Source organism: Dokdonella sp. (genome assembly GCF_035511235.1).
Lineage (GTDB): Bacteria > Pseudomonadota > Gammaproteobacteria > Xanthomonadales > Rhodanobacteraceae > Dokdonella.
This window is the reverse complement of the sequence record NZ_DATKFQ010000003.1, coordinates 37222-60895: the sequence shown is the minus strand read 5'-3', so window position 1 is coordinate 60895 and position 23674 is coordinate 37222. Positions and strand designations below refer to the sequence as shown.

At 71.9% G+C, this 23674-nt stretch carries 16 protein-coding genes; 5 read left to right on the top strand and 11 right to left on the bottom strand.

Features of this window, described 5'->3' with window-relative positions:
* Positions 1 to 225: 225 nt before the first annotated feature.
* The 8 genes from VMR06_RS01340 to VMR06_RS01305 all read right to left on the bottom strand — a co-directional run bounded on the left by VMR06_RS01340 (position 226) and on the right by VMR06_RS01305 (position 12637).
* Complete coding sequence (locus VMR06_RS01340; RefSeq protein WP_325372196.1) at positions 226 to 2577, bottom strand: S8 family serine peptidase; 2352 nt, start codon at positions 2575 to 2577, stop codon at positions 226 to 228.
* A gap of 256 nt (positions 2578 to 2833) precedes the next feature.
* On the bottom strand, positions 2834 to 5092 hold the full coding sequence (locus tag VMR06_RS01335; protein ID WP_325372194.1) for a S8 family serine peptidase: 2259 nt from the start codon (positions 5090 to 5092) through the stop codon (positions 2834 to 2836).
* Positions 5093 to 5400: 308 nt separating this feature from the next.
* Positions 5401 to 7695 (bottom strand): S8 family serine peptidase, encoded by a 2295-nt coding sequence (locus VMR06_RS01330; protein WP_325372193.1) that lies wholly within the window; start codon positions 7693 to 7695, stop codon positions 5401 to 5403.
* A 115-nt stretch (positions 7696 to 7810) separates the two neighbouring features.
* On the bottom strand, positions 7811 to 9202 hold the full coding sequence (locus tag VMR06_RS01325) for a GTP-binding protein (protein WP_325372191.1): 1392 nt from the start codon (positions 9200 to 9202) through the stop codon (positions 7811 to 7813).
* Between the two features lie 13 nt (positions 9203 to 9215).
* A complete protein-coding gene (locus VMR06_RS01320; protein WP_325372189.1) occupies positions 9216 to 9761 on the bottom strand; it encodes a YceI family protein in 546 nt (181 codons plus the stop codon).
* A gap of 38 nt (positions 9762 to 9799) precedes the next feature.
* The gene (locus VMR06_RS01315) at positions 9800 to 10408 is read right to left on the bottom strand and encodes a cytochrome b (RefSeq protein WP_325372187.1); all 609 of its coding nucleotides are present in this window, start codon (positions 10406 to 10408) and stop codon (positions 9800 to 9802) included.
* Positions 10389 to 11036: a YceI family protein gene (locus VMR06_RS01310; protein ID WP_325372185.1), complete on the bottom strand. Its 648-nt coding sequence runs from the start codon at positions 11034 to 11036 to the stop codon at positions 10389 to 10391. Before VMR06_RS01310 ends, VMR06_RS01315 begins: the two co-directional genes overlap by 20 nt.
* A gap of 110 nt (positions 11037 to 11146) precedes the next feature.
* Positions 11147 to 12637, bottom strand: a complete 1491-nt coding sequence (locus VMR06_RS01305; protein WP_325372183.1) for a GTPase — start codon at positions 12635 to 12637, stop codon at positions 11147 to 11149.
* A gap of 125 nt (positions 12638 to 12762) precedes the next feature.
* Between VMR06_RS01305 and VMR06_RS01300 the strand changes: the two genes are divergently transcribed.
* On the top strand, positions 12763 to 16365 hold the full coding sequence (locus VMR06_RS01300; protein ID WP_325372181.1) for a hybrid sensor histidine kinase/response regulator: 3603 nt from the start codon (positions 12763 to 12765) through the stop codon (positions 16363 to 16365).
* A gap of 16 nt (positions 16366 to 16381) precedes the next feature.
* Here VMR06_RS01300 and hemE read toward each other — a convergent pair whose 3' ends face one another.
* Complete coding sequence (hemE, locus tag VMR06_RS01295) at positions 16382 to 17440, bottom strand: uroporphyrinogen decarboxylase (protein WP_325372179.1); 1059 nt, start codon at positions 17438 to 17440, stop codon at positions 16382 to 16384.
* A gap of 78 nt (positions 17441 to 17518) precedes the next feature.
* Entirely contained in the window at positions 17519 to 17761 is a 243-nt protein-coding gene (locus VMR06_RS01290; protein WP_325372177.1) for a WGR domain-containing protein, read from the bottom strand.
* An 84-nt stretch (positions 17762 to 17845) separates the two neighbouring features.
* Here VMR06_RS01290 and VMR06_RS01285 point away from each other — a divergent pair, with 84 nt between their 5' ends.
* Positions 17846 to 18856, top strand: coding sequence for a YncE family protein (locus tag VMR06_RS01285; RefSeq protein ID WP_325372175.1), 1011 nt, complete (start codon positions 17846 to 17848; stop codon positions 18854 to 18856).
* 15 nt (positions 18857 to 18871) lie between these two features.
* Here VMR06_RS01285 and miaB read toward each other — a convergent pair whose 3' ends face one another.
* A complete protein-coding gene (gene miaB, locus VMR06_RS01280; RefSeq protein WP_325372173.1) occupies positions 18872 to 20215 on the bottom strand; it encodes a tRNA (N6-isopentenyl adenosine(37)-C2)-methylthiotransferase MiaB in 1344 nt (447 codons plus the stop codon).
* 164 nt (positions 20216 to 20379) lie between these two features.
* Here miaB and VMR06_RS01275 point away from each other — a divergent pair, with 164 nt between their 5' ends.
* The 3 genes from VMR06_RS01275 to fnr all read left to right on the top strand — a co-directional run bounded on the left by VMR06_RS01275 (position 20380) and on the right by fnr (position 23598).
* On the top strand, positions 20380 to 21288 hold the full coding sequence (locus VMR06_RS01275; protein WP_325372171.1) for a lytic transglycosylase domain-containing protein: 909 nt from the start codon (positions 20380 to 20382) through the stop codon (positions 21286 to 21288).
* 79 nt (positions 21289 to 21367) lie between these two features.
* Complete coding sequence (gene hemN / locus VMR06_RS01270) at positions 21368 to 22792, top strand: oxygen-independent coproporphyrinogen III oxidase (protein WP_325372169.1); 1425 nt, start codon at positions 21368 to 21370, stop codon at positions 22790 to 22792.
* A complete protein-coding gene (gene fnr, locus VMR06_RS01265) occupies positions 22789 to 23598 on the top strand; it encodes a fumarate/nitrate reduction transcriptional regulator Fnr (protein ID WP_325372167.1) in 810 nt (269 codons plus the stop codon). The genes hemN and fnr overlap by 4 nt, the downstream gene beginning before the upstream one ends.
* Positions 23599 to 23674: the final 76 nt, after the last annotated feature.

The following is a 23674-nucleotide window of genomic DNA, read 5'->3' as shown; positions in this document are numbered from 1 at the left end:
GAACACGCGCAAGCCTTCGGACGGCTTGCGGATATCCTGGATCGCCGTGTAGACGCCGCCCTGGTGGATCGAATGCGGCGAAGCCAGCTTTCGTGGGCGATGCTTCCGGCGCGCGATCCGCCCGCGGCGATCCTGCGCAGCGTCCCCACTGCACGGCGGACGACGAAAAAAAAGGCCCGCCGAAGCGGGCCTTTTTAATGCAGCGTATCGCGTCCGGCGTCCCAATCAGGGCGCGCCGCGTACCGCGACGGTCAGGCGCAGCGGCGGCGACTGGCCGCCGGTTTCGGTCAGCACGATCTCGGCGAACACGATGTTGGCGAGCGTCGCCGTCGGCGTCGCGGTGACGGTGACCGCCTGCGTCTCCGGCGCGATCGGTGCCGCGTCCTCGAACGTGCCGACGAAGATCACGTCCGGATCGAGCACGCCTTCGCCGGTGAAGCTGAAGCTGGTCGGCGAGACCGTGACGTTGAGGCCGGCCGGCACGTTGACGGCCGCGACGGTCCAGTTGGTCGGCGTCGACAGCGTGTTGCGGAACGTACGCGTCCACTGGCAGTTGCCGGTGCAGCCGACGTTGCGCAGGCTGGCGATGTTCAGCGTGTGCGGCTGGCCGCCGCTGTTCGGGTTGGCCGCGACGAAGTTCGCGAAGGTCTCGTTCAGCACGAGGCCGGCGAGCGCCGCGCCGCGCAGATTGACCATGCCGCTGCCGACCTCGTCCGGCGTCGCCGCCGTCGTGCCGTCCGGCATCAGCTGACCGGCGAGGGTCGCGGTCATCATCAGCGCGGAGTTGACCTCGACCGGGGTCCAGGTCGGCCGCACCGCACGCACCAGGGCGCCGGCGCCGGCGACGTGCGGCGAGGACATCGACGTGCCCGAGATGTTGGCGTAGGCGGCCGCACCGGTGCCCGAGGCGGCGGCGTAGATGTTGATGCCGGGTGCCGTGATGTCGGGCTTGGTGACGTTCATCGCACCGTTGCCGTTGCAGCACAGATTCGGGCCGCGCAGGCTGCCGCTGTCGAGCACGTTGGCGGTCGTCAGCGGCGGCGGATTGACGGTCACCAGCGTCGGCGTGGCGCCGTTGGCAGTGATGAAGCTCGCCAGCGCCTGGCCGTCGGTCTGGTTCAGCGTACCGACCGGCGTGCCTTCCTGCGCGTTGGTGCCGGGACTGAACGTGCCGGCGACGTTGTTGTAGATGATGACGCCTTCGGCACCGGCGTCGACCGCATTGGCGACCTTGACCGCGAACGCGCAGGCCTCGGGCGTGCCGCCGCGCGACACCAGCGCATAGGCACCGGAGAACGTGCCGGGGGCGAACGAGGTGCAGCCGAACGCATTGGCGGCGACGTGGCGCACGACCACGCCGGTCGCGGCCGGCGGCGGCGGCACGTCGGCCGGCGACAGCGTCAGCGAGGCCAGATTCGACGGCACCGGCGTCGGACCGGTCACCTGGATGAAGCCGTCGGCGCGCGGCACGCCGTCATGGCCGCTGTTGGCGACCGTGATGTTCCAGGGGCCGACGTGCTTGACCTCGGCCGGCGGATTGATGACCGGCGAGGCGCGCGTATTGCCGGCCGACATCGAGACGAAGATGCCCGAGTTGACCATGTCGAGCACGCGGCGGTCGGTGCTGTCGGTCCACGGATTGAGCTGGCCGTTGACGTTCGGGCCGAGCGAGAAGTTGGCGACGTCGATGCCGTCGGCGATCGCCTGGTTGATCGCGTTGGTGATCGCCGTTCCGGTACAGCCGGACGGGAAGCAGACGCGGTAGGTGCGCAGGTTCGCGCACGGCGCGACGCCGGAGATGTTGCGCAGCGGATCGGAGTTCTCGCCGCGCGGTACGAAGTTGCCGCCGGCGGTGCTGGCGGTGTGGCTGCCGTGATCGTCGGCATCGCCGGGCGACGGGCCTGCGCAGTTGGCGGCCGAGCAGTCCAGCGCGACCAGCTTGGGCTGCGGCGTCGAGAAGCCGCAGGCCGCGCCCATCGGCGCGAACGAAGGATGGCTGAGGTTGGCGCCGGTATCGAACACGCCGATCGTGACGCCCTGGCCGAGCGAACCGAAGCCGCCCGGCGCATTGGAGCCGTCCCAGATCGTCGGCGCGCCGATGAAGGTCGGGCCGCGGTGGGTGTCGAGCTGGTAGAGCGCTTCCTTCTCGACGCTGACGATGCCGGGCAGGTCGCGGATCCGCGCGGCTTCCTCTTCGGTCAGTTCGAGCGCGATGCCGCTGTGCGTGATCGCATAGCGATGGATCGCCTGCACGCTGCGGCCGAGGCGCGCCTCGATCGCGGCGATGTGCGCGTCCTGGGCCGCGGTCAGGCGGGCCTGGTACTGCACCGCGGCCGGCGTGTGCACGTCGAGCCGGCGCTGGCCGGCCGGTGCGGTGCCCTGCGGCTGCTGCGCATCGCCCTGGAAATACAGCAGGCCCGGCTCGGCGAACTCGATCATCCAGAGCCGGCCGCTGATCGCGGCGGCATTGGGATCCTGGGCCGGATCGGCGGCGAATGCATGACCGGCGACCGCGCCGGCCGACAAGGCGACGGCAACCGCCGAAGCCAGGACCTTCGAACGTACGAACGTATTCATTACCCCTCCGAGGCTCCGGCCAGGCGATCGTTGCCAGAGCGCCGGATCATGGTGATCCCGGGCCGCGTGGTTCGTCCTTGGACGCACGCCGGTACCGGGGCAGTCCGGTGTTGTACCGCAAACCCGTCGAGGCGATCAATACGCAGCCGCGACGGGCCGCCACCGGCAGCTTTCGCTGCACTGCAAGATAGGCGGGCACAAAAAAAGGGCCCGCCGAAGCGGGCCCCTGGAGCGTGTCTACCGGGAACGGCGGCGATCAGGGATTGCCCTTGACCGCCACGGTCAGGCGCAGCGGCGGCGACAGGCCGTTCTGCTCGGTCAGCACGACGTCGGCATAGACGACGCTCGCCAGCGCGGCGGTCGGCGTCGCGGTGATGACCACCGCCTGGGTTTCCGGCACGCCGGCCGGCTCCTCGAAATCGCCCGAGAAGAACCCGTCCGGATTGGGCACGTCGGTGCCGGCGAAGCTGAAGGTCGCCGGCGAGAACGACAGGCTCAGGCCGGCCGGCAGATTGGCCGCCGTCACGGTCCAGCTGGTCGGCTCCGACAGCGTGTTGCGGAACGTGCGCGTCCACTGGCAGCTGCCGACGCAGCTGGTGCGGCGCAGGTTGGCGATGTTGAGGTTGCGCGGGATGCCGCCGCTGTTCGGGTTGGCGGCGAGGAAGTTGGCATAGGTCTCGTTGAGCACGAGGCCGGCCAGCGGCGCCTTGCGCAGGTTGACCATGCCACTGCCGATCTCGTCGGCGGTCGCCGGCGTCACGCGGTCGGGCATCAGCTGTCCGGTGTTGGCCGTCATCATCAGCGCCGAGATCACTTCGGCCGGCGTCCAGTGCGGCTGCGCGGCGCGGACCAGGATGCCGGCGCCGGCGACGTGCGGGCTCGACATCGACGTGCCGGAGATCGTCGCGTAGTTGCCCGGCGCGGCGCCGGCGGCGTAGATCTGCGTGCCCGGGGCGGTGACGTCGGGCTTGGTCACGTCCATGCTGCCGGTCGTGTCGCAGCACAGGTTCGGACCGCGCAGGCTGCCGCTGTTGAGCACGTTGGCGAGGCTGGTCGGCGCCGGATTGACGGTGGCGACGGTCGGCGTGGCGCCGTTGGCGACCACGAACGCGGCGAGCGCGTCGCCGGCCGCCTGGTTCATCGATGCCACCTGCACGCCGTCCGGCGCGTTGGTCAGCATCGAGGTGATGTTGCCGGCGGCGTTGTTGTAGATCAGCACCGTGTGGGCACCGGCGGCGACCGCATTGGCGACCTTCTCCGAGTACGCGCACGAGGACGGCGTACCGCCGCGCTGGATCAGCGCGGCCGCGCCGTTGAAGTAACCGGCCGGGAACGGGCTGCAGCCGGCCGGATTGCTCGAGTCGTGGCGGATCGTCAGGCCGGTCTGCGCGGCGACCGGCGTGGTGTCGCTCGGGCGGATCTCGAACGTCGCCAGCGCCGGCGGCACCGACCCCGGGCCGGTGATCTGCATCGCACCCGGAGCGTTCGGCAGGCCGTCGTGCGCACTGTTGGCGACCGTGATGTTCCACGGACCGACGTGCTTGACCTCGGCCGGCGGATTGATCACCGGCGAGCTGCGCGTATTGCCGGCCGACATCGATACGAATACGTCGTTGTTGAACAGATCGAGCGCGCGGCGGTCGGTGCTCTCGGTCCACGGGTTCAGCTGGCCGTTGACGTTCGGGCCGAGCGAGAAGTTGGCGACGTCGATGCCGTCGATGATCGCGCGGTTGATCGCATTGGTGATCGCACCGCCCGGGCAGCCCGAATTGCAGACCTTGTAGGTGATCAGCTGCGCGCACGGCGCGACACCGGTGATGTCGCGCGTCGGCGCCGGCGTGTCGGCGATCGTGACGCGGTTGCCGGCGGTCGTGCTCGCGGTGTGGCTGCCGTGGCTGTCGGCGTCCTCGGGGTTGCCACCCTCGCAGCCGCTGACCAGGCAGTCACGCGCGGTCAGCTTCGGCTTGGGGTAGTCGTAGCCGCAGGCCGCGCCCATCGGCGCGAACGAGGGATGAGCCTGGTTGGCGCCGGTGTCGAAGACGCCGACGACGACGCCCTGCCCCTTGGTGCCGAGGCCGGTCGGCGTCGCGTCGCCGTTCCACACGGCCGGCGCGCCGATGAAATACGGGCCGCGATAGGTGTCGGGGTAGTAGATCTGCTCGCGCTCGATCTTGGCGATGCCGGGCAGCCCGCTCAGCGCGGCGGCTTCCTCGTCGCTGAGGCGCACGGCCATGCCGCTGTGCGTGACCGCGTAGCGAAACACGACCTCCAGGTCGGTGCGGCCGAGCCGGCTCTGCATCCGCGCCAGATGTTCGTTCTGCTTGGTGGTCAGCACGTGGCCGTAGGCGATCGCGGCGGGCGACTTCGCATCGAACTTGCGCTGGCCGCGGATCGACGGTGCCGTCGCCTGGGTCGAGTCGCCGCCGCCGGTGTAGTACAGCAGGCCCGGCTCGTCGAACTCGATCAGCCATACGTTCGACTGCGTCGCCTGCGACGCCTCCTGGCCGGCATCCACGGATTCCGCCGCGATGACCAGTCCTGCGCCTCCGGCGGACAGCGCGAACGTCACTGCCGATGCCAGAACCTTTACCCGAAACGACATACCCATGGTGCCTCCACGATTGTTTTCGAAGCGACCGCGGAGCGTGGGGTCTCGATCAGCCCCGCCGTTTCGACCGGCCACTGCTGTGCAGAAGATGGTGAGTGCGCCGGCGGCACCGGCCGAGTCCTTCGGCCGGTCGGACGCGCACGCTGGGGTGCGCTGCCCGCCGGACAGCCGCAGGGTTATACCCCTGCCCTGCCCGGCAGGCAATCGGCCACAGGTCACGGCAGCGGATCGAATCCGTCGCGATAGATGCCGTTGGCGGCGCCGCGCACGGCCAGACTGATCGCCGCATCGGGCGCCTGACCGGCCGTGGCGGTCTTCAGCACGACGAAGCCGAAGCCGATCCGGTTCGCGAACGACGGGCCGTAGTCCTCGGGCGCCACAGTGATCGTCAGCGTCTGGCTGGCGCCCGGCGCCAGCTTGAAGCTGGCCGGGCTGACCGTGACCGAGAGGCCGTCGGCGCCCTCGAACGACGCGTTCCATGCGGCCGAGGCGGCCAGCTTGCTGCTGACCGTGCGCGTGAACGTGCACGAGGGCGCGCAGGCCATGTTGCGCATCGACGGCAGGTTCAGCGTCTTCGGATCGCCGCCGGTCGACGGATTGGCGGCCAGGTAGTTGGCGTAGGTCTCGTTCATGACGAGGCCGGCCTGGGCCGCGACGGTCAGGTCGACGCGGCCGTTGCCGACGTCGTCCGGATCCCACGGCGTCGCGCCGTCGTCCTTGCGGCCGGTGCGCTTGGCGGTCATCTGCAGCGCGGACTTGATCTCGACCGGATTCCAGTCCGGGTGCACGGCGCGGATCAGCGCCGCGGCGCCGGCCACGTGCGGACTCGACATCGAGGTGCCGCTCATGCGGCCGTAGCCGCCGTTGACGGCGGCGTAGATGTTGACGCCGGGCGCGGTGATGTCGGGCTTGGTCACGCCGATCGTCACGCCCGAGGTCGGGCCGCGCAGCGAGAAGTCGCCGAGCATGTCCGGATTGCCGACGTTCGGCGTGAACGAGAACGTCGTCGCGGCCGGGTTTGCCGCGACATAGGCGAACAGCCGGTCCGAGGCCGGCGAGCCGATGCTGTAGGCCGGCACCGTGGTCGGCGCGCCGGTGGTGTTCATCGAGATGCCGCCGGTCTCGTTGTTGCCGATCAGCACGAAGCTCGCGCCGGCATTGACGGCATTGGTGATCTTCTCGGTGAACGAGCAGTTGCCGCGGCGGATGTAGGCGCCGACGCCGGCGAACTGGCCGGCCGGGATGCCGCCGGTGGCGGTGCAGCCTTCGATGTTGGCGGCATAGGTGCGCAGCGGCAGATCGGTGAACGCGCTGCCGGCCGGCGTCGTGCTGCCCTTGATGATGACCATGCCCTGCAGGTCATCGGCCGGCGCCGGGCCGTCCACGCTCATTTGCGCGGCCAGGATCTGGTCGTGCGTCGAGGCGGCCACCGACATCACCCACGGGCCGCGATGGTTGACCTGACCGACCGGATTGGGCACGCCGTCGCTGGTATTGCCGGCCGAAGCGGCGACGAAGATGCCGGCGTTGACGGCGTTCAGGAAGGTGCGGTCGTTGTCGTTCCAGGGGCTGGTGCCGCCGGAGATCGAGAAGTTGATGACGCCGACCGCATCGGAAATGGCGTTGTTGATGCCGGCGACGATGTCGGCGCCGCCGCACTGGCCGTTGGACTCGTTGCAGACCTTGTACGAGCGGATGCTCGCGCACGGCGCCACGCCGGAGATCGAGGTGAAGCCGGTCGGCGGCGCCGGTGCCGGTGCCGGACCGCTCGACAGCAGGAAGTTGCCGCCGGCCGTGCTCGCCGTATGCGCGCCGTGACTGGACAGCGTGATCTCCGGTGACGGGCCGTTGCACACGCCCGAGGCGGTCGTCGAGCAGTCGCGGTAGCTCAGCAGCTTGTGGTCGCTGCCGCCGAAGCCGCAGGACGCGTCGTCGGCGAACGAGGGATGGTCGGCGTCGATGCCGGTGTCGAGCACGCCGATCACGACGCCCTTGCCGCGGTTGACCGGCGTGACCGGCGCGGTGTTCCAGATCGTGTCGGCACCGATGAAGGTCGGGCCGCGATAGGTGCCCGGCTCGTAGAACGGCTCGGCCTCGACCTCGCGCACGCCCGGCAACCGCGCGACCTCGGCGGCCTCGGCCGCGGTCAGCTCGGCGGCGATGCCGCTGTGGGTGAACTCGTATTCGTGGCTCGGCATGACCGTGCGGCCGAGCCGTGCGGCGATCGCCTGCAGATGCTGCTGCCGCGACTGCGCGAGCACGCCGCGATAGGCCGTCACCTCCGGGCTGCGCGCATCGAAGCGCAGCGACCCGTCGCTGCGCGGCGCCGTCGCGGCGGTGCCGAGGCTGCCGTCGTTGTCGAGCACGCCCGGCTCGGCGAACGTGATCAGATAGGTCGAGCGGATCGCGGCCGCATCGGCGGTCGTGTCGGCGGCGTGGACGGCGAGGCCGCCGGCCAAGCAGCCGCCGATCGCCGCGGCCAGCAGGGTGACGCGCACGGAATGGTTCATCGAAATCTCTCGTGGTGGGCAAGAAGACACGGCGTCGCATCCCCGACGTCGCATGGATCGGACCGGGACGGAGCCGTGTCCGCCGATCGCCGTGGATCATACGCCGCCCGGCGCATCACGCGCGCGGTCGTTCAGATTCCTCGCCGCGGCGCAGCCGCGCCAGGATCTCGGCACGCGCCTCGCGCAGGATCGAGTCGCGGTCGAGGCTGCGCACGATGTCCTCGACGACGCGCTTGGGGCCCTGCGCGCCCCAGGACTTGCCGGCGACCAGATACCTCTCGGCGGCGCGGCCGACCAGGGCCGTGGCGTACCAGGCCAGCGCGCCCTGCGCGGCGGCCGTCAGCACGGTCGACATGCCGGCGCTCAGCCCCTTGAGCGCCGAAGAGGCCAGATGGATGCCCCAGATCGCGCCCATCAGCGCGGCCAGCTGCGCGGCGATCGTCGCGATCAGGCCGCCGGCTTCGCTGCGCGTCAGCGGCAGGCCGTAGACGCGCCCGAGGTGCATGACCAGGGCCGCGTCGAGCGCACCGGCGGCAAGCAGATCGGCGACCGGAATCGGATTGAGCGCCACCGCCACGCTCTTGGCGAGGCAGTACTGGCGGATCACGGTGTCGGCCAGATCGCGCCGCGCCGCGGCGATGCGGCGGCCGACCGCATCGGAGAGGCGGCCCGCGAACAGACTCGCATTGAGCGCCGACAGCGTCTTGCCCTCGTGCGCGAGCACGGCGACCAGGCGCTCGCGCAGCGCGTCGATCGCCGGCAGCTGCTCGACCAGGATCTCGTGCTCGCGGCCGTCGGCGTCCTGACGCAGCGTGCGCAGCGCGGCCGGCCGTGCGCTGACCGCGACCACGTCCTCGCCGCGCACCAGACCGGCGGCATGCTCGCGCAGGCGCTCGAGCAGGCGCTCGCGATCGGCTTCGGCGTAGCGGTCGGCCTTGTTCAGCGCGAGCAGCAGCGGACGGCGCGTCGCCGCCAGCAGCCGCAGCGCGTCGCGCTCGCGCTGGGTCATGTCGCCGTCGACGACGAAGATCACCAGGTCGACCAGCCCGGCGACCTCGAACGCGAGCTGCTCGCGCGCCTCGCCGTCGAGCTCGTCGATGCCGGGCGTGTCGATCAGGTGCACGCCGGAGCCGGCCACGTCCTGCCACAGCCGCTGCCCGGCCGCCCTCGTGGTGCCGTGCAGTACGCCAACCTCGAACGCCGGCTCGCCGAGCAGCGCATTGGCCAGCGCCGACTTGCCGACGCTGACGCGGCCGAACACGGCCAGATGCAGCTCGTCGCGCTCGAGCTTGGCGAGCAGCGCCTCGAGCCGTGCGAAGTCCTCGGCCAGGCCGCTGCGGACCGCGGCCGGGATGTTCGGATCGTCGAGCAGTGCGCGCAGGCTGTCGGCGGCCTGCGCGCCCTGGACCGCAGCGATGGCGCCCGGTTCGGCGGCGTCGGGCGCCGCCGCTCCGGATGCGCCGAACCAGCCGCGCAGCCGCCGCCAGGACGAGGACAGGACGCTCACGCCGGCGGCGCGATCAGCCGGCGTTGAGCACGAGGTGGCCCTTGACGACCACGTCCTTGCCGACGTCGCTCCAGTCGCTGCTGGCGCCGAGGTCGAAATCGGTACGCTGCAGCGTGGTCTCCACGTCGAGCGTCGCGCTCGCGCCGCTCTCGGCGAACACGACCCTGAGCCGCACCGGACGGCTGCGGTCGCGGATCGTCAGCGTGCCATCGGCGCTGACGGCGCCGTCGGGTCCGACCGTGAACGCGGTGGTCTGGAAGCGCGCCTTCGGGAATCGCGCGACGTCGAAGAAATCGCTGCCGGTCAGCGACTCGTCGCGCTCGTCGTTATGCGTGGTCACGCTGGCGGTGTCGACGCTCACGTCGAAGCGGCCCGACGCCGGATCGGCCGCGTCGTAGCGGATCGCCGCGGTGAACTTCGCGAAGCGGCCGTCGAACGATTCGCCGTCGTAGACGGCGCTGAAGCCGAGCGTGCTCTTCGCGGCGTCGACCTGCCAGTCGCGCGCCTGCGCGCCGAACGGAACGATCAGCAGTACGAGGGTCCACAACAGTCGCGACATGGCGGTCTCCGGATCGGAACGAGAAAGGAATCGGGGCTTCACGGCGGCGGTGCCGGCGCGGGAGACGGCGGCTCGAGCGCGGCGGCGGCGCGCAGGCGCCGCGTGCGCCATGGCAGCATGCGCGCGAGCACGTCGTCGCGATCGACGAAGTGATGCTTGAGCGCGCCGCCGACATGCAGCACCAGCGCGGCCGCGAGCACCCAGAACAAGGCCTCGTGCAGCGCCTCGGCGACGTCCTCGACGTCGCCGTCGGGCGCCAGCAGCTTGGGCACCTCGAACAGGCCGAACCAGTGCAGCGGCCGCAGGCCGCCGGCCGAATCGAACAGCCAGCCGCTCAGCGGGATCGCGAAGATCAGCACGTACAGCGCGCCGTGCACGAGCCGCGAGGCCCAGCGCTGCCAGGCCGGCATCGCCGGCTCGCGCGGGCGGCGGTCGAACAGGCGCCAGAGCAGGCGCAGCGCCGCCAGCGCCAGCACGGTCAGGCCGACCGACTTGTGGAAGCTGTAGACCGGGATGATGTTCGGCCGCTTCGGCAGCTCGACCATGATCAGCCCGACCGTCGCGGCGACCGCGATCAGGACGAAGATGAGCCAGTGGAAGCTGCGGGCGATCGCGCCCCAGCGTGCGTCAGTGCTTCGGATCGCCATCGGCTGCCTCGTCCGGGGTCGCTGCCTGGTCGTCGGCGATGCCTTCGACCTCGATTCTGACTTCGATCGTCTCGCCGACCACTTCGGCGTAGCGCTTCATGCCGAACGCGCTGCGCGCCAGCGTGGTGCGCGCCGAGAAGCCGGCCTTGCGCTTGAACGCGTACGGATCGCGCCCGATCCGGTTGAACGTGACCGCGAGCTCGACCGGCCGGGTCTGTCCGCGCAGCGTGAGCTGGCCGCGCAGGATCGCCTGCCCTTTCGGCTGGCCGCCGGTATCGAGCGCCTGCGCCACGAAGCGCGCGGTCGGCCAGCGCTCGACATCGAGGAACTGGCCCGAATGCACCGCCTCGCTCCATTTCGCGTCGCCCATGTCGAGCGAGGCCAGATCGATCGTCGCCTCGACCGCCGCGCTCGACCAGTCGTCCGGATCGAACCGGAACCAGCCGCCGGCGACGCGGACGCGGCCGGCCGCCTGCGCGAAACCGAGATGGTCGACGAAGAACGTGATCTGCGTGTGCACCGGATCGAAACGCCAGGTCGTCGCGCCGGCGGCCGCGGCACGGCCGGGCACGGCGGCGGCCGGGACGGCCAGCAGCGCGGCGAGCGCGAGGATACGGAGCGTCGACATGGCGCCAGCTTGGCAAAAACCCGGCGCCCCCGCCACCGCCGGGACATGAAAGGACTGTCGGTCCGCGCTGACCAATCCGGCGCCGCGCATCGACCCGGCCCCCGACGATCTCACTCGGCGGCGCCGCTGCCGCGCACCGCGTCCAGCACGATCCGTGCGACGCGCTCGAGCCGTTCGCGCCCCGGCTCGGCCAGCAGCTCGCGGACGCGCCGCTCGGCATCGGCCTGATCGAAGGCGGCCTTCTCGGCGAAGCTGGCCGATACCGCGCGGCCGACGCTGTCGAACACCAGACCGTAGGCGACCGCGTGCAGCACGCCGCCGCCGAGCGTGCCCAGGCCCGGAAACGCCTTGAACGCGTTGCCGGCGATCGCGAGCACGAGCGCCGTGGTGTTGCGCACGGTCAGGCCGAGCCGCTTGAGCAGATCGTCGACCGCGAGCTCGCGAACCGGCACGCCGTGCACGGCGGCCAGCTCGCGGATCAGCGCGGTGCCGAGCGCGCCCTGGATCACCAGATCGCTGCCGGGCGCGACCGCCGCCAGCGCGCCGACGACCGCACGGCGCGTGTAGCGCACGACGATCGCCTCGGCCTCGCGCGCGGCCGCGTCGCGCTCGAGCGCCGCGCGGCGCTCCTCCACGCGCGTCAGCACGGCCGCCTCGCGCGCCGGCTCCAGCGCAGCCGCGCCGTGCGCGGCGTAGCGGTCGAGCGCGGCGGCCAGCGGCTCGACCGCCGGCAGCCGCTCGCGCTCGATCTTCTCGACGCGGCCGTCGGCCAGGCGCCGCTCGAAGCGCTCCAGGCCGCCGGCGCTGACCGGCACCAGAGCCGCGACCAGACCGGCGTAGCGGCGTTCGAGCGCGCCGGTCAGCGCGTCCCGCTCGGCGGCGTCGAACTGGTCGATCTTGTTCAGCACCAGCAGCAGCGGCTTGCCGAAGCCGGCCAGCCAGCGCAGTTCGCGATCCTGGCGCGCAGTCAGGTCGGAAGCCGCGACCACCGCGACGACATGCGCGCGCAGCGCCTCGTCGCGCGCCAGCGCCTCGCGCGCGGCGCCGTCGACCTCGCCGGTGCCGGGCACGTCGGCCAGCACCAGGGTGCGTCCGCTGGCGAGCCGGCCGCGATAGGTGGCGACCCGGCGCGTGGTGCCGCCGCGCGGGTCGGTCGCCGGCGCCTGCTCCGGCGCGAGCGCGCCGATCAGGCTCGACTTGCCGGTCGAGATCTCGCCGAACACGGCGACGTAGACCTCGCCGTCGGCGCGGCGCCGGTCCAGCTCGTGCAGTTCCGCCTCGAGCGCTGCGGTGTCGACCTCGCGCAGGCGCAGCGCCTCCACGCGCGCGTCGACCTCGGCGCGCTGCGGCGGCTCGCGCAGCGGCGGCAGACGCCGCCGCGCCGGCCGCGCCAGGCGCCAGAACACCAGCGCCAGGCCGCCCACCGCGCAGGCCGCCGCGACGATCAGCGGCAGACGCAGCCACAGCGGCATCGCCGCGACGCGCGCATGGAATTCCAGCACGCTGTTGAGTGCGCCGACGACCAGGCCGACCGCGAGTGCCGCGCCGATCGCGAGGGCGGCGATCAGCAGCAGGCGCAGCGGCAGTCGATTGGCGGACATGGGCATCCTCGGCGCGGCGGGGGTCGATTCATTCTAGGCGGGCCGGCTCCGCTTCGGCGACGGATCGGCATCGCGCGATCCGTGCCGGCACGCCGACGATGAGAAATGCGGGCCGGCATGGCACCATGCCGTTCATGTTCGCGCGCTGGCTCACGATGTTCGTGCCGCTGCTGGCGGCGGCCGCGCCGCCGCCGGCCGAACCGCGCTTCGAGGTGCTCGGCGTCGCCGACGGTCTGCCGTCGAGCCGCGTCTACGCGCTGGCGCAGGACGCCGACGGCTTCATCTGGATCGGCACCGCCGACGGCCTGGCCCGCTACGACGGCGTCGAGGTCAGGGTCTGGCGGCACGATCCGCGCGACGCCGGCTCGCTGGCCGGCAACGACGTGGCGAGCCTGCTGGTCGACCGCCACGGCCGCGTCTGGAGCGGCGGCGAGGCCAGCGGCATCAGCCGGCTCGATCCCGGCGCACGCGGCTTCGTACGCTACCGCCACGTGCCGAGCGACCGCACCACGATCGGCAGCAACGACATCTTCGCGATCGCCGAGGACGCCGCCGGCACGATCTGGGTCGGCACCTACGGCGGCGGCCTGGCGCGCTACGAGCGCGACGGCAGCTTCACGCAGTTCCGCCACGACGCCGACGATCCGGACGGGCTGCGCTCGGACGCGGTGATCAGCCTCTACGGCGACCCCGCCGGCCGGCTGTGGATCGGCACCGATCACGGCCTGGACGTGCGCGATCTCGACGGCCGCATCCATCACGTCGACCTGCCCGGCCTCGACGCGCGCGCCGGCGTGGCCCAGGTCAGCGCGATCATCGGCGAGCCCGATGGCGGCGCGCTGCTGACGACGCCGCGCGGCCTGTTCGCGGTCGGCGCCGACCTGAGCGTGACGCGGCGCCTGCCGATCGACGGCTTCACGCCGCTGTCGGCGGCGCGCGACCGCAGCGGCCGGCTCTGGATCGGCACGGTCTCGGGACTGGGCGTGTTCGACGGCGACCAGGCCGACCACTTCCTGACCCACGAGCAGATCCCCGGCACCCTGCCCGGCGCGCGCATCATGGACGTGTTGTGCGACCACGAGGGCAGCGTCTGGCTGGCGACCCAGGAGGGCGGCGTCGCGCGCCTGCCGCCGACCTGGCGCAACTTCTCGAACTACCGGTTCCTGCCGGGCTCGCCGGCGAGCCTCACGCACGGCACCGTCAATGCGCTGGCGGTCGGCCCCGACGATGCGGTCTGGGCGCTCAGCGCGCACGACGGCCTGGACCGCATCGACCCGGCGAGCGGCCACGTCGAGCGGCACGGACACCGGCTCGACGGCAATCGCCAGCGCATGGCCGCGCTGCTCGTGCAGGACGAGGCGATCTGGATCGGCCAGCGCAACGGCCTGCGCCGCATCGATCGCGCCGGCCGCACGCGCGCCTACGATTTCCCGGTCGATGCCGACCGCGACGACGCGCTGCCGCCGGGGCTGGTCTCAGCGCTGGCGGCCGGCGACGACCGGATCTGGGCGGTCGTGCTCGGCCAGGGCGTCGTCGCGATCGATCCGCGCACGCACGCGCTGCGCCGCTACCGGCGCGAGAACGACCGCCTGACCAGCGCCGACATCAAGGTGCTGGCGCGCGCGCCGGACGGCGGCATCTGGATCGCGACGACGGTCGGCGTGGAGCGCTACGTGCCGGCCGAGGATCGCTTCCGCCGCGTCACCGGCGTGCCGTTCGATCTGATCGACGCGTTCGCGTTCGCGCCCGACGGCACGTTCTGGGCCCATCATCCGGGCCGGCTCGAGCGCTACCGCATGGACGGCGACATCGCGCGCCGGATCGATCAGGTCGAGCGCGATCTGGCGCTGCCGACGATGCCCGGCGCCGCCCTGGTGATCGCCGACGACGGCAGCCCGTGGCTGGCCAGCCGGCGCGGCTTGTGGCATTTCGATCCGGCTGCGCGCCGCCTGAACCGCTACGGCGAGGGCGACGGGCTGCCGAGCGTGGAGTTCCGCAACGGTGCCGCGGCGCGCACCTCGGACGGCACGATCTGGATGTCGACGCTGTCCGGCCTGGTCGCGTTCGACCCGCGCGCGCTGCGGATCGAGCTGGCGCGTCCGCCGGTGCGCGTCACCGCGCTGACGGTGCGGCGCGACGGCCGCATGGTCGATCTGCCGCCGTCGGGGCCGGTGGTGCTCGGCTACGACGACCGCGACCTGCAGGTCGACGTGCGCGCGCTCTCGTACGTCAATCCGGCCGCCAACCGGTACCGGTTCCAGCTCGCGCATTTCGACGAGGGCTGGATCGACACCGGCGATCGCGGCCAGCGCGTGTTCTCGCAGCTGCCGGCCGGCCGCTATCCGCTGCGGATCTCGGCGACCAACGGCGGCGGCGAATGGAGCGACCTCGATCCGCCGCTGCTGCTCGAGGTCGCGCCGCCGGCCTGGGCGACCGAGCAGGCCTATCTGGTCTACTTCGCCGCGCTGCTCGGCATCGGCTGGATCGTCATGCGCGGCTACCGCGAGCGCATCAAGCGCCAGCACGCGCTGCAGCTGGCCGAGGAGCGCCGCCGCGCCGCCGAGCTGGTCGCCGATGCCAAGTCGCGCTTCCTCGCGATGATGAGCCACGAGATCCGCACGCCGCTGACCGGCGTGCTCGGCATGACCGATCTGCTGCTGCGCACGCCGCTGGAGACGCGCCAGCGCAGCCAGGCCGACGCGATCCGCAAGTCCGGCGAGGTGCTGCTGCGCATCGTCAACGACAGCCTGGACCTGGCGCGCATCGAGGCCGGCAAGCTGTCGCTCGACCCGGTCGCGTTCGATCCGGGCGCCCTGCTGCACGAGGTCGCCGCGGTCGAGGAAGGCATCGCCGCGGCGAAGGGCGTCGGCCTGGTCGTCGACATCGCGCCCGGCGTGCCGGCCCGCGTCGTCGGCGACGCGGTGCGGATCAAGCAGATCCTGCTGAACCTGGTCGGCAATGCGCTGAAGTTCACCGAGCAGGGCCAGGTGCACCTCGGGCTGACGATCGGCTACGGCGGCATCGTGCGCTTCCGCATCGAGGACAGCGGGCCGGGCATGAGCGCGGACATGCTGGAACGGCTGTTCAGCCGCTTCGAGCAGTCCGACGGCGTCAGCCGCCGCCATGGCGGCAGCGGGCTGGGCCTGGCGATCTGCCAGGAACTGACCCAGCTGATGCACGGGCGCATCCACGCGACCAGCGTGCCCGGTCACGGCAGCGTGTTCACGGTCGAGCTGCCGCTGCTCGATCCGCGCATTCCGCCGCCCGATTCGGCCGAGGCCGCGCTCGCGCGCGAGGCGGCCGCGGCGGCTCCGGCCGTCGAGGCGCCGCGCACGGCGCCGCTGCCGGCGCTGACGATCCTGCTGGTCGAGGACGACCTGACCGTCGCGGCGGTCGCCAGCGGCCTGCTCGAGGCGGCCGGACATCGCGTCGTCCACGCCGCACAGGCGCTAGCCGCCCTGGTCGAGCTGTCGCGCGGTCGCTTCGATCTGGCGATCGTCGATCTGGACCTGCCCGGCATCGACGGCCTGCAGCTGACCGCCATGATCCGCAAGCAGGCCGCGCATGCCGGCCTGCCGGTGCTCGCGGTCACCGCGCGCTCCGGCGGCGAGGAGGAGGCCGCCGCGAAAGCGGCCGGCATGGACGGCTTCCTGCGCAAGCCGCTGACCGAGAGCCGGCTGCAGGAGGCGATCGAGCGCCTGCTGCAGGCAGTGGCACCGGCCGCCTGAGCGGCGGCGCCCGCGCTCAGCGTTCGGCCGGACGCCAGGCGTGGACGGCGTCGATCAGCACGCCCAGATGCGCCGGATCGACCTGCGGCGTGATGCCGTGGCCGAGATTGAAGACCAGGCCCGGTCCGGCGCCGAAGCTGGCCAGCGTCGCATGCGCCTCGGCACGGATCGACTCCGGCCGCGCGTACAGCACCGACGGATCGAGGTTGCCCTGCAGCGCGACGCGGTCGCCGACGCGTGCGCGCGCCTCGCCGAGCGTGATCGTCCAGTCGACGCCGAGCGCCGCGCAGCCGGTGCCGGCCAGCGCCTCGAGATGGCCGTTGGCCCCCTTCGAGAACACGATCAGCGGCAGCTCGCGCGCGGCCGGATCGGCGTCCAGCGCGGCGACGACCTGGGCGATGTAGCGCAGCGAGAACTCGAGGAACGGACCCGGCCCGAGCAGGCCGCCCCAGGTGTCGAACAGCATCAGCGCCTGCGCGCCGGCGGCGGCCTGCGCCGACAGGTACGCGGCGACCGCGCGCGCATTGACGTCGAGCAGGCGATGCAGGCTGGCCGGATCGTTCCAGAGCAGCGCCTTGGCGTGCGCGAAGTCCGACGAACCCTCGCCCTGGATCATGTAGCAGGCCAGCGTCCACGGGCTGCCGGAGAAGCCGATCAGCGGCACGCGGCCGTCGAGCTCGCGGCGGATCAGGCGCACCGCATCGGTCACGTAGCGCAGATCGCGCTCCGGATCGGGCACGCCGAGCCGCGCGATCGCGGCCGCGTCGCGCAGCGGATGGTGGAACTTGGGGCCTTCGCCTTCGACGAAGTGCAGACCCAGGCCCATCGCGTCGGGGATCGTCAGGATGTCCGAGAACAGGATCGCCGCGTCCAGCGGAAAGCGCTCGAGCGGCTGCAGCGTGACCTCGCAGGCCAGCTCCGGCGTCTTGGCCAGCGCGAGAAAGCTGCCGGCGCGCGCCCGCGTGGCGCGATACTCGGGCAGATAGCGGCCGGCCTGGCGCATGATCCACACCGGCGTGCGGTCGACGGGCTGGCGGCGCAAGGCACGCAGCAGGCGATCGTTCTTGAGGGTCATCGTCGGTTCCGGCTCGGGGCGCCGCCGGCGGCGGCGCACGGGAATGGGGATGCGCCGCGCTGGACGGACGCAGGCGCGCTACAGGCCGCGGCTGAACATGATCTGGAAGCCGCGCCGCAGCTGCGAGTCGCGCGCGCTCTCGAATGCCGCCAGGGCCTCATCGCGCTCGAGGTAGAGCTCGCGCTTGCGGCTGCTGCGCCCGCCCTGCTGGCCCCACTCGCGCGACAGCGTCCATCCGCCGAGCAGGTCCTGCTCCAGATCGATCTGGTAGAACTTCGGCGTTTCGCTGGCGACCGGCTGGGTCTGCATGAACAGGCGCATCGGCGCATTGTATCCGCGCGCCGCCGGGTTGACACCTTGCCGCACGCGTGGCGACATGCCGCGACGCCGTGCCGGAGAGAGCCGATGAATGCCCTGACGATCCTGCTGCTCGGCGCGGCCCTGGCCGCTCCGGCCGCCCGCGCCGAAGGCGTGCTGCTGGTCGGCAACAAGAGCGCGGCTTCGGTCGAGATCCTCGACCTCGGCAGCGGCGTCTCGCAGGGCCGCATCGCGACCGGCGCAGGCCCGCACGAGATCGAGGTCTCGCCGGACGGGCGCCGCGTCGTCGTCGCCGACTACGGCGGCGCCGCCTCCGCCGGCGACACGCTGACCGTGATCGACTGGCCGTCGCGCGCCACGCGCAGCATCGCGCTGGGCCGGCACCGCCGGCCGCACGGCCTGCGCTTCCTGCCGGACGGCCGCCGCGCCGTGGTCACGACCGAGGGCAGCGGCAGCCTGGTCGAGGTCGACCTCGAGCGCGGCCGCGTGCTGCGCGCGATCGCGGTCGGCGCCGGCAAGCCGCACATGGTCGCGCTCGCGCCGGACGGCGAGCGCGCCTACGTGACCCAGGTCGCCGCCGGCGTCGTGTCGGTGGTCGACCTGGCGAGCGGGCGGCGCCTGCGCGACGTCGCGACCGGTGCCGGCGCCGAGGGCATCGCGATCACGCCCGACGGCGCGGAACTGTGGGTCGCCAATCGCGCCGACGACAGCGTCTCGGTGATCGACATCGCGACGCTGGCCGTGGTCGCGACGCTGCCGAGCGCCGGCTTTCCGATCCGCGTCGCGATGACGCCGGACGCGCGCCACGTGCTGGTCGTCAATGCCAAGGCGGCGACGCTGTCGGTGTTCGAGCGGGCGGCCCGGCGCGCGGTGGCGACCGTGACGCTCGACGAGCCCGGCGTGCGCTACCAGCCGAGCATGCTCGGCGACAGCGCCTTGCCGATCGGCGTGCGCGTCGCCGCGGACGGCCGCCGCGCCTACGTCGCGATCAGCGGCGGCGACCAGGTCGCGGTGATCGACACGGAAAGCTGGACGATCCTCGAGCGCTGGAAGACCGGCCGCGAGCCGGACGCGGTCGCGATCGCCGGCCTGCGCTGAACGGTGCCGCGGCTCTCAGGCCGCGACGTCCTCGGCCAGGCGGATGCGGCCGCGCAGCGAGTTGCTCATGACCTCGGTGATCGCGACATCGGCGAACTGGCCGATCAGGCGGCGCGGGCCGGCGAAGTTGACGTAGCGCATGTTCTCGGTGCGGCCGGTCAGCTCGTCGGGATTCTTGCGGCTGGGGCCTTCGACCAGCACGCGCTGCACGCTGCCGAGCATGCCCTGGGCGATGCGCCGCGCGTTGTCGTTGATCGCCGCCTGTAGCCGCGCCAGCCGCTGCTGCTTGACCGCGGCCGGCGTCTCGTCGGCCAGGTTCGCGGCGGGCGTGCCGGGCCGCGACGAGTAGACGAACGAGAAGCTCTGGTCGAAGCCGACGTCGGCGATCAGCTTCATCGTCTTGTCGAAATCGGCATCGGTCTCGCCGGGGAAGCCGACGATGAAATCGGTCGATACGCTGATGTCCGGCCGCACCGCGCGCAGCTTGCGGATGCGCTGCTTGTACTCGAGCACCGTGTAGCCGCGCTTCATCGCCGCCAGGATCCGGTCCGAGCCGGCCTGCACCGGCAGATGCAGATAATTGGCGAGCTTGGGCACGTTCGCGTAGGCGTCGATCAGCGAATCGGAGAATTCCATCGGATGCGAGGTCGTGAAGCGGATCCGGCCGATGCCGTCGATCTCGGCGATCGCGTGGATCAGCAGGCCGAGGTCGGCCGTGCCGCCGTCGAACATCGGGCCGCGGTACGCGTTGACGTTCTGCCCGAGCAGGGTCACCTCGCGCACGCCCTGCTCGGCCAGCATCGCGACCTCGGCGACGACGTCGTCGAACGGGCGGCTGATCTCCTCGCCGCGCGTGTACGGCACGACGCAGTAGGTGCAGTACTTCGAGCAGCCTTCCATGATCGAGACGAACGCGGTCGGTCCTTCGGCGCGCGGCTCGGGCATGCGGTCGAACTTCTCGATCTCCGGGAACGAGATGTCGACCTGCGGCCGGCCGGTCGCGCGCTGGGCGGCGATCATCTCGGGCAGGCGGTGCAGCGTCTGCGGGCCGAACACCAGGTCGACGAACGGCGCGCGCTTGACGATCGCCTCGCCCTCCTGGCTGGCGACGCAGCCGCCGACGCCGATCACCAGGCGCTCGTTGCGCTGCTTGAGCTCGCGCCAGCGGCCGAGCTGGCTGAAGACCTTCTCCTGCGCCTTCTCGCGGATCGAGCAGGTGTTGATCAGGATGACGTCGGCCTCGCGCTCGTCCTCGGTCAGTTCGAGGCCGTGCGCCGCCTGCAGCACGTCGACCATCTTGGTCGAGTCGTACTCGTTCATCTGGCAACCGTGGGTCTTGATGTAGAGCTTGCCGGGCATGGGCTGGCCGTCGTCGGGGCTGCGGCGCGGACAGCGATGGTCCGAAACCGGTGATGGCCCAATAGTTTATGATGGACGCCGCGCCGCCGCCACGTATCGGCCAGGGGGAACTGCGACACGGGCGGCGGAAACTTTCCGGAAGCTGCGCTATCCATCTTCGCCACATGACGTCCCGACCGCTGCTCGCGCTGCTGCTGCCGCTCGCCCTGGCCCTGCTGCCGGGCGCCGCGGCGCGTGCCGACACCGTCTACAAGTGCGAGGGTCCGGACGGCACGATCGCTTACGGCAACGTCACCGCGGGCTTTCGCAACTGCAAGGTGTTCGCGACCGCCAGCGCCGCCGCCAGCAAGCCGGCGGCGGCCGGCAGCATGGCCGCCACCAGCAAGTGGACCTACGAACAGAGCAGCCGCCCCGACGTCAAGGCGACCGCGGCCGGGGTGACCAGCACCGCACCGGCGGCCGGGCCCGCGGCGGACGCGCCGCCCGCCGCGCCGCCCAGGCGCAGCACGGCCAAGGTCACCAGCGGCGCGGTCTACCGCGTCGACCGCGGCGACGGCATCACCGAGTACACCAACATCAAGCCGCGCGGCGGGCGCTACGCGACGATGTTCACCTACATCGCGACCTGCATCGCCTGCGACGTGCATTCGACGATCGACTGGCTCAGCACCCGGCTCAAGACCGACCTGTACCGCGAGGAGATCGCCGCAGCCGCGGCCGAGTCGGGCGTCGACGCGGCATTGATCCGCGCGGTCATCCATGCCGAGTCGGCGTTCAACCCTCTGGCGCTGTCGCACAAGGGCGCGCAAGGCCTGATGCAGCTGATGCCGGGCACGGCCGGCGACCTCGGCGTGATCGACGCGTTCGACATCGGCGAGAACATCCGCGGCGGCGCGCGCTATCTCGCACAGATGCTCAAGCACTTCAACGGCGACGAGCGCCTCGCCACGGCCGCCTACAACGCCGGGCCCGCCGCGGTGCAGAAGCACGGCGGCATCCCGCCGTACGCCGAGACCAAGCTCTACGTCGAGCGCGTCGCGACGCTGCGCGAGCGCTACGGCAAGGCGAACTGATCTTCGCCCGGCGGCGATGGATCGCGGCGACTTTGATCCGGATCAAGTCCGCCTGTGGCGGCCACGGCACGATGGCGGCATGTCCCTGCTCCGCACCGCCCCGCTTCCGGCCGATGCCGTTCCGGTCTTCGATGCCGACCTGATCGCCCGCTACGACACCAGCGGCCCGCGCTATACCTCGTACCCGACTTCGCCGCAGTTCCGTGCCGACTTCGGCGCCGAGGACTTCCGGTGCGCCGCCCGCGCGTCCAACGAGGATCCGATTCCGCGGCCGCTGTCGCTGTACGTGCACGTGCCGTTCTGCGCCAGCCCGTGCTTCTACTGCGGCTGCACGCGCCTCATCACGCGCGACCGGCGCAAGGCCGATCGCTACCTGGCACACCTGCTCGCCGAGCTCGACCGCGTCGCGCCGCTGTTCGACCGCGACCGGCCGCTGCTGCAGCTGCACCTCGGCGGCGGCACGCCGAACTTCTTCGACACGCGCCAGCTGCGCACGCTGGTCGAGGCGATCGAGGCGCGCTTCGCGCCGGCCGAACGCGGCCAGCGCGAGTTCGGCATCGAGCTCGACCCGCGCCATGCCGACGCGGCCTACGTGCGCGATCTGGCCGAACTCGGCTTCGACCGGCTCTCGCTCGGCATCCAGGATTTCGATCCGGACGTGCAGAAGGCGATCAACCGCGTCCAGTCGCCGGCCCAGGTCGGCGCGGTGATCGACGCGGCGCATGCGCACGGCTTCCGCTCGGTCAGCGTCGACCTGATCTACGGCCTGCCGAAGCAGACGCCGGAGCGCTTCACGCGCACGCTCCGGACCGTCGTCGCGCTGCGGCCGCAGCGCATCGTCACCTATGCCTACGCGCACCTGCCCGAGCGCTTCCGCGCGCAGCGCCGGATCGCCGCGGCCGACCTGCCCGATGCCTCGATGCGCCTGGCCCTGCTCGGCCGCTGCGTCGAGGTGCTGACCGCGGCCGGCTACCGCTACATCGGCATGGACCACTTCGCGCTGCCCGACGACGAGCTCAGCCGCGCCCAGTCCGGCGGCACGCTGCAGCGCAATTTCCAGGGCTATTCGACGCATGCCGAGTGCGATCTGATCGGCCTGGGCGTCAGCGCGATCAGCCACGTCGGCGCGACGTTCAGCCAGAACCTGCGCGACCTGCCCGCCTACGAGCAGGCGCTCGACGCCGGCCGCCAGCCGATCGACCGCGGCCTGCGCCTGGACGGCGACGATCTGGCGCGCGCCGACGTGATCCAGCAGCTGATGTGCCACGACGCGATCGATGTCGGCGCGGTCGAACGGCGCCACCGGCTCGACTTCGCGACCTATTTCGCCGACGCCCTGCAGCGCCTGCAGGCGCTCGAGCGCGACGGGCTGGTCGCGCTGACGCCGCAGCGGATCGTCGTGCATCCGGCCGGCCGCCTGCTGCTGCGCAACGTCGCGATGTGCTTCGACGCCTATCTGCACCCCGGCGCGGCGCCCGCCGCGCGCTACTCGCGCACGCTGTGAGCGCGCCGCCCCCGAGCTCCGCTGCGCCGGCCGCGCCGCGGTCGGCAGCACACGACGCCGAGGCGCGCGTCGTCGACCTCGGCGAACTGCGCCAGTCGTGCTCGGCCTGTGCGCTGCACGCGCTGTGCCTGCCGGCGTCGATCGGCGGCCAGGATCTGGCCCGGCTCGATCATCTGGTCAAGCGGCGCCAGCCGCTCGACCGCGGCGCGACGCTGTTCCGCGAAGGCTCCGAACACCCCTCGCTGTTCGTCGTGCGCTCCGGCTCGCTGAAGACGTCGGTCACGCTGCCCGAAGGCGACACCCAGATTCTCGGCTTTCACCTGAGCGGCGAGATCGTCGGCTTCGACGGCCTGGCCGGCGAGCGCCACCAATGCACCGCCGAGGCGCTCGAGCGCGCCAGCGTCTGCGAGATACCGTTCGAGCAGCTCAGCCGCGTCGCGGCCCAGGTGCCGGGACTGCAGCATCAGCTGTTCCGCGTGATGAGCCGCGAGTTCGTCCGCGAGCAGCAGCATCCGGTCATGATGGGCCGCAAGCAGGCGCTGTCGCGCCTGGCGATCTTCCTGCGCCACCTGTCCGAGCGCCGTGCCGCGACCGGCCACGACCCGCTCGAGCTGCGGCTGAGCATGTCGCGCCAGGACATGGCCAACTACCTCGGCCTGGTGATCGAGACGATCAGCCGGCTGTTCTCGCGGCTGCAGGCGCAGGGTCTGGTCCGGGTCGACCGCAGGACCGTGCGCATCCTCGATCCAGCCGCATTGCACGCGCTGGCCGAGGGCGGCGAGGACGAGAATCGCGCGCTGGCCTGATCGCGCTGCGCGCCCCGATGCGGCGATGCATCCAAGGCGGTGCGGCGCGGACCGGTTCCGATCCGCACCGCGGGGC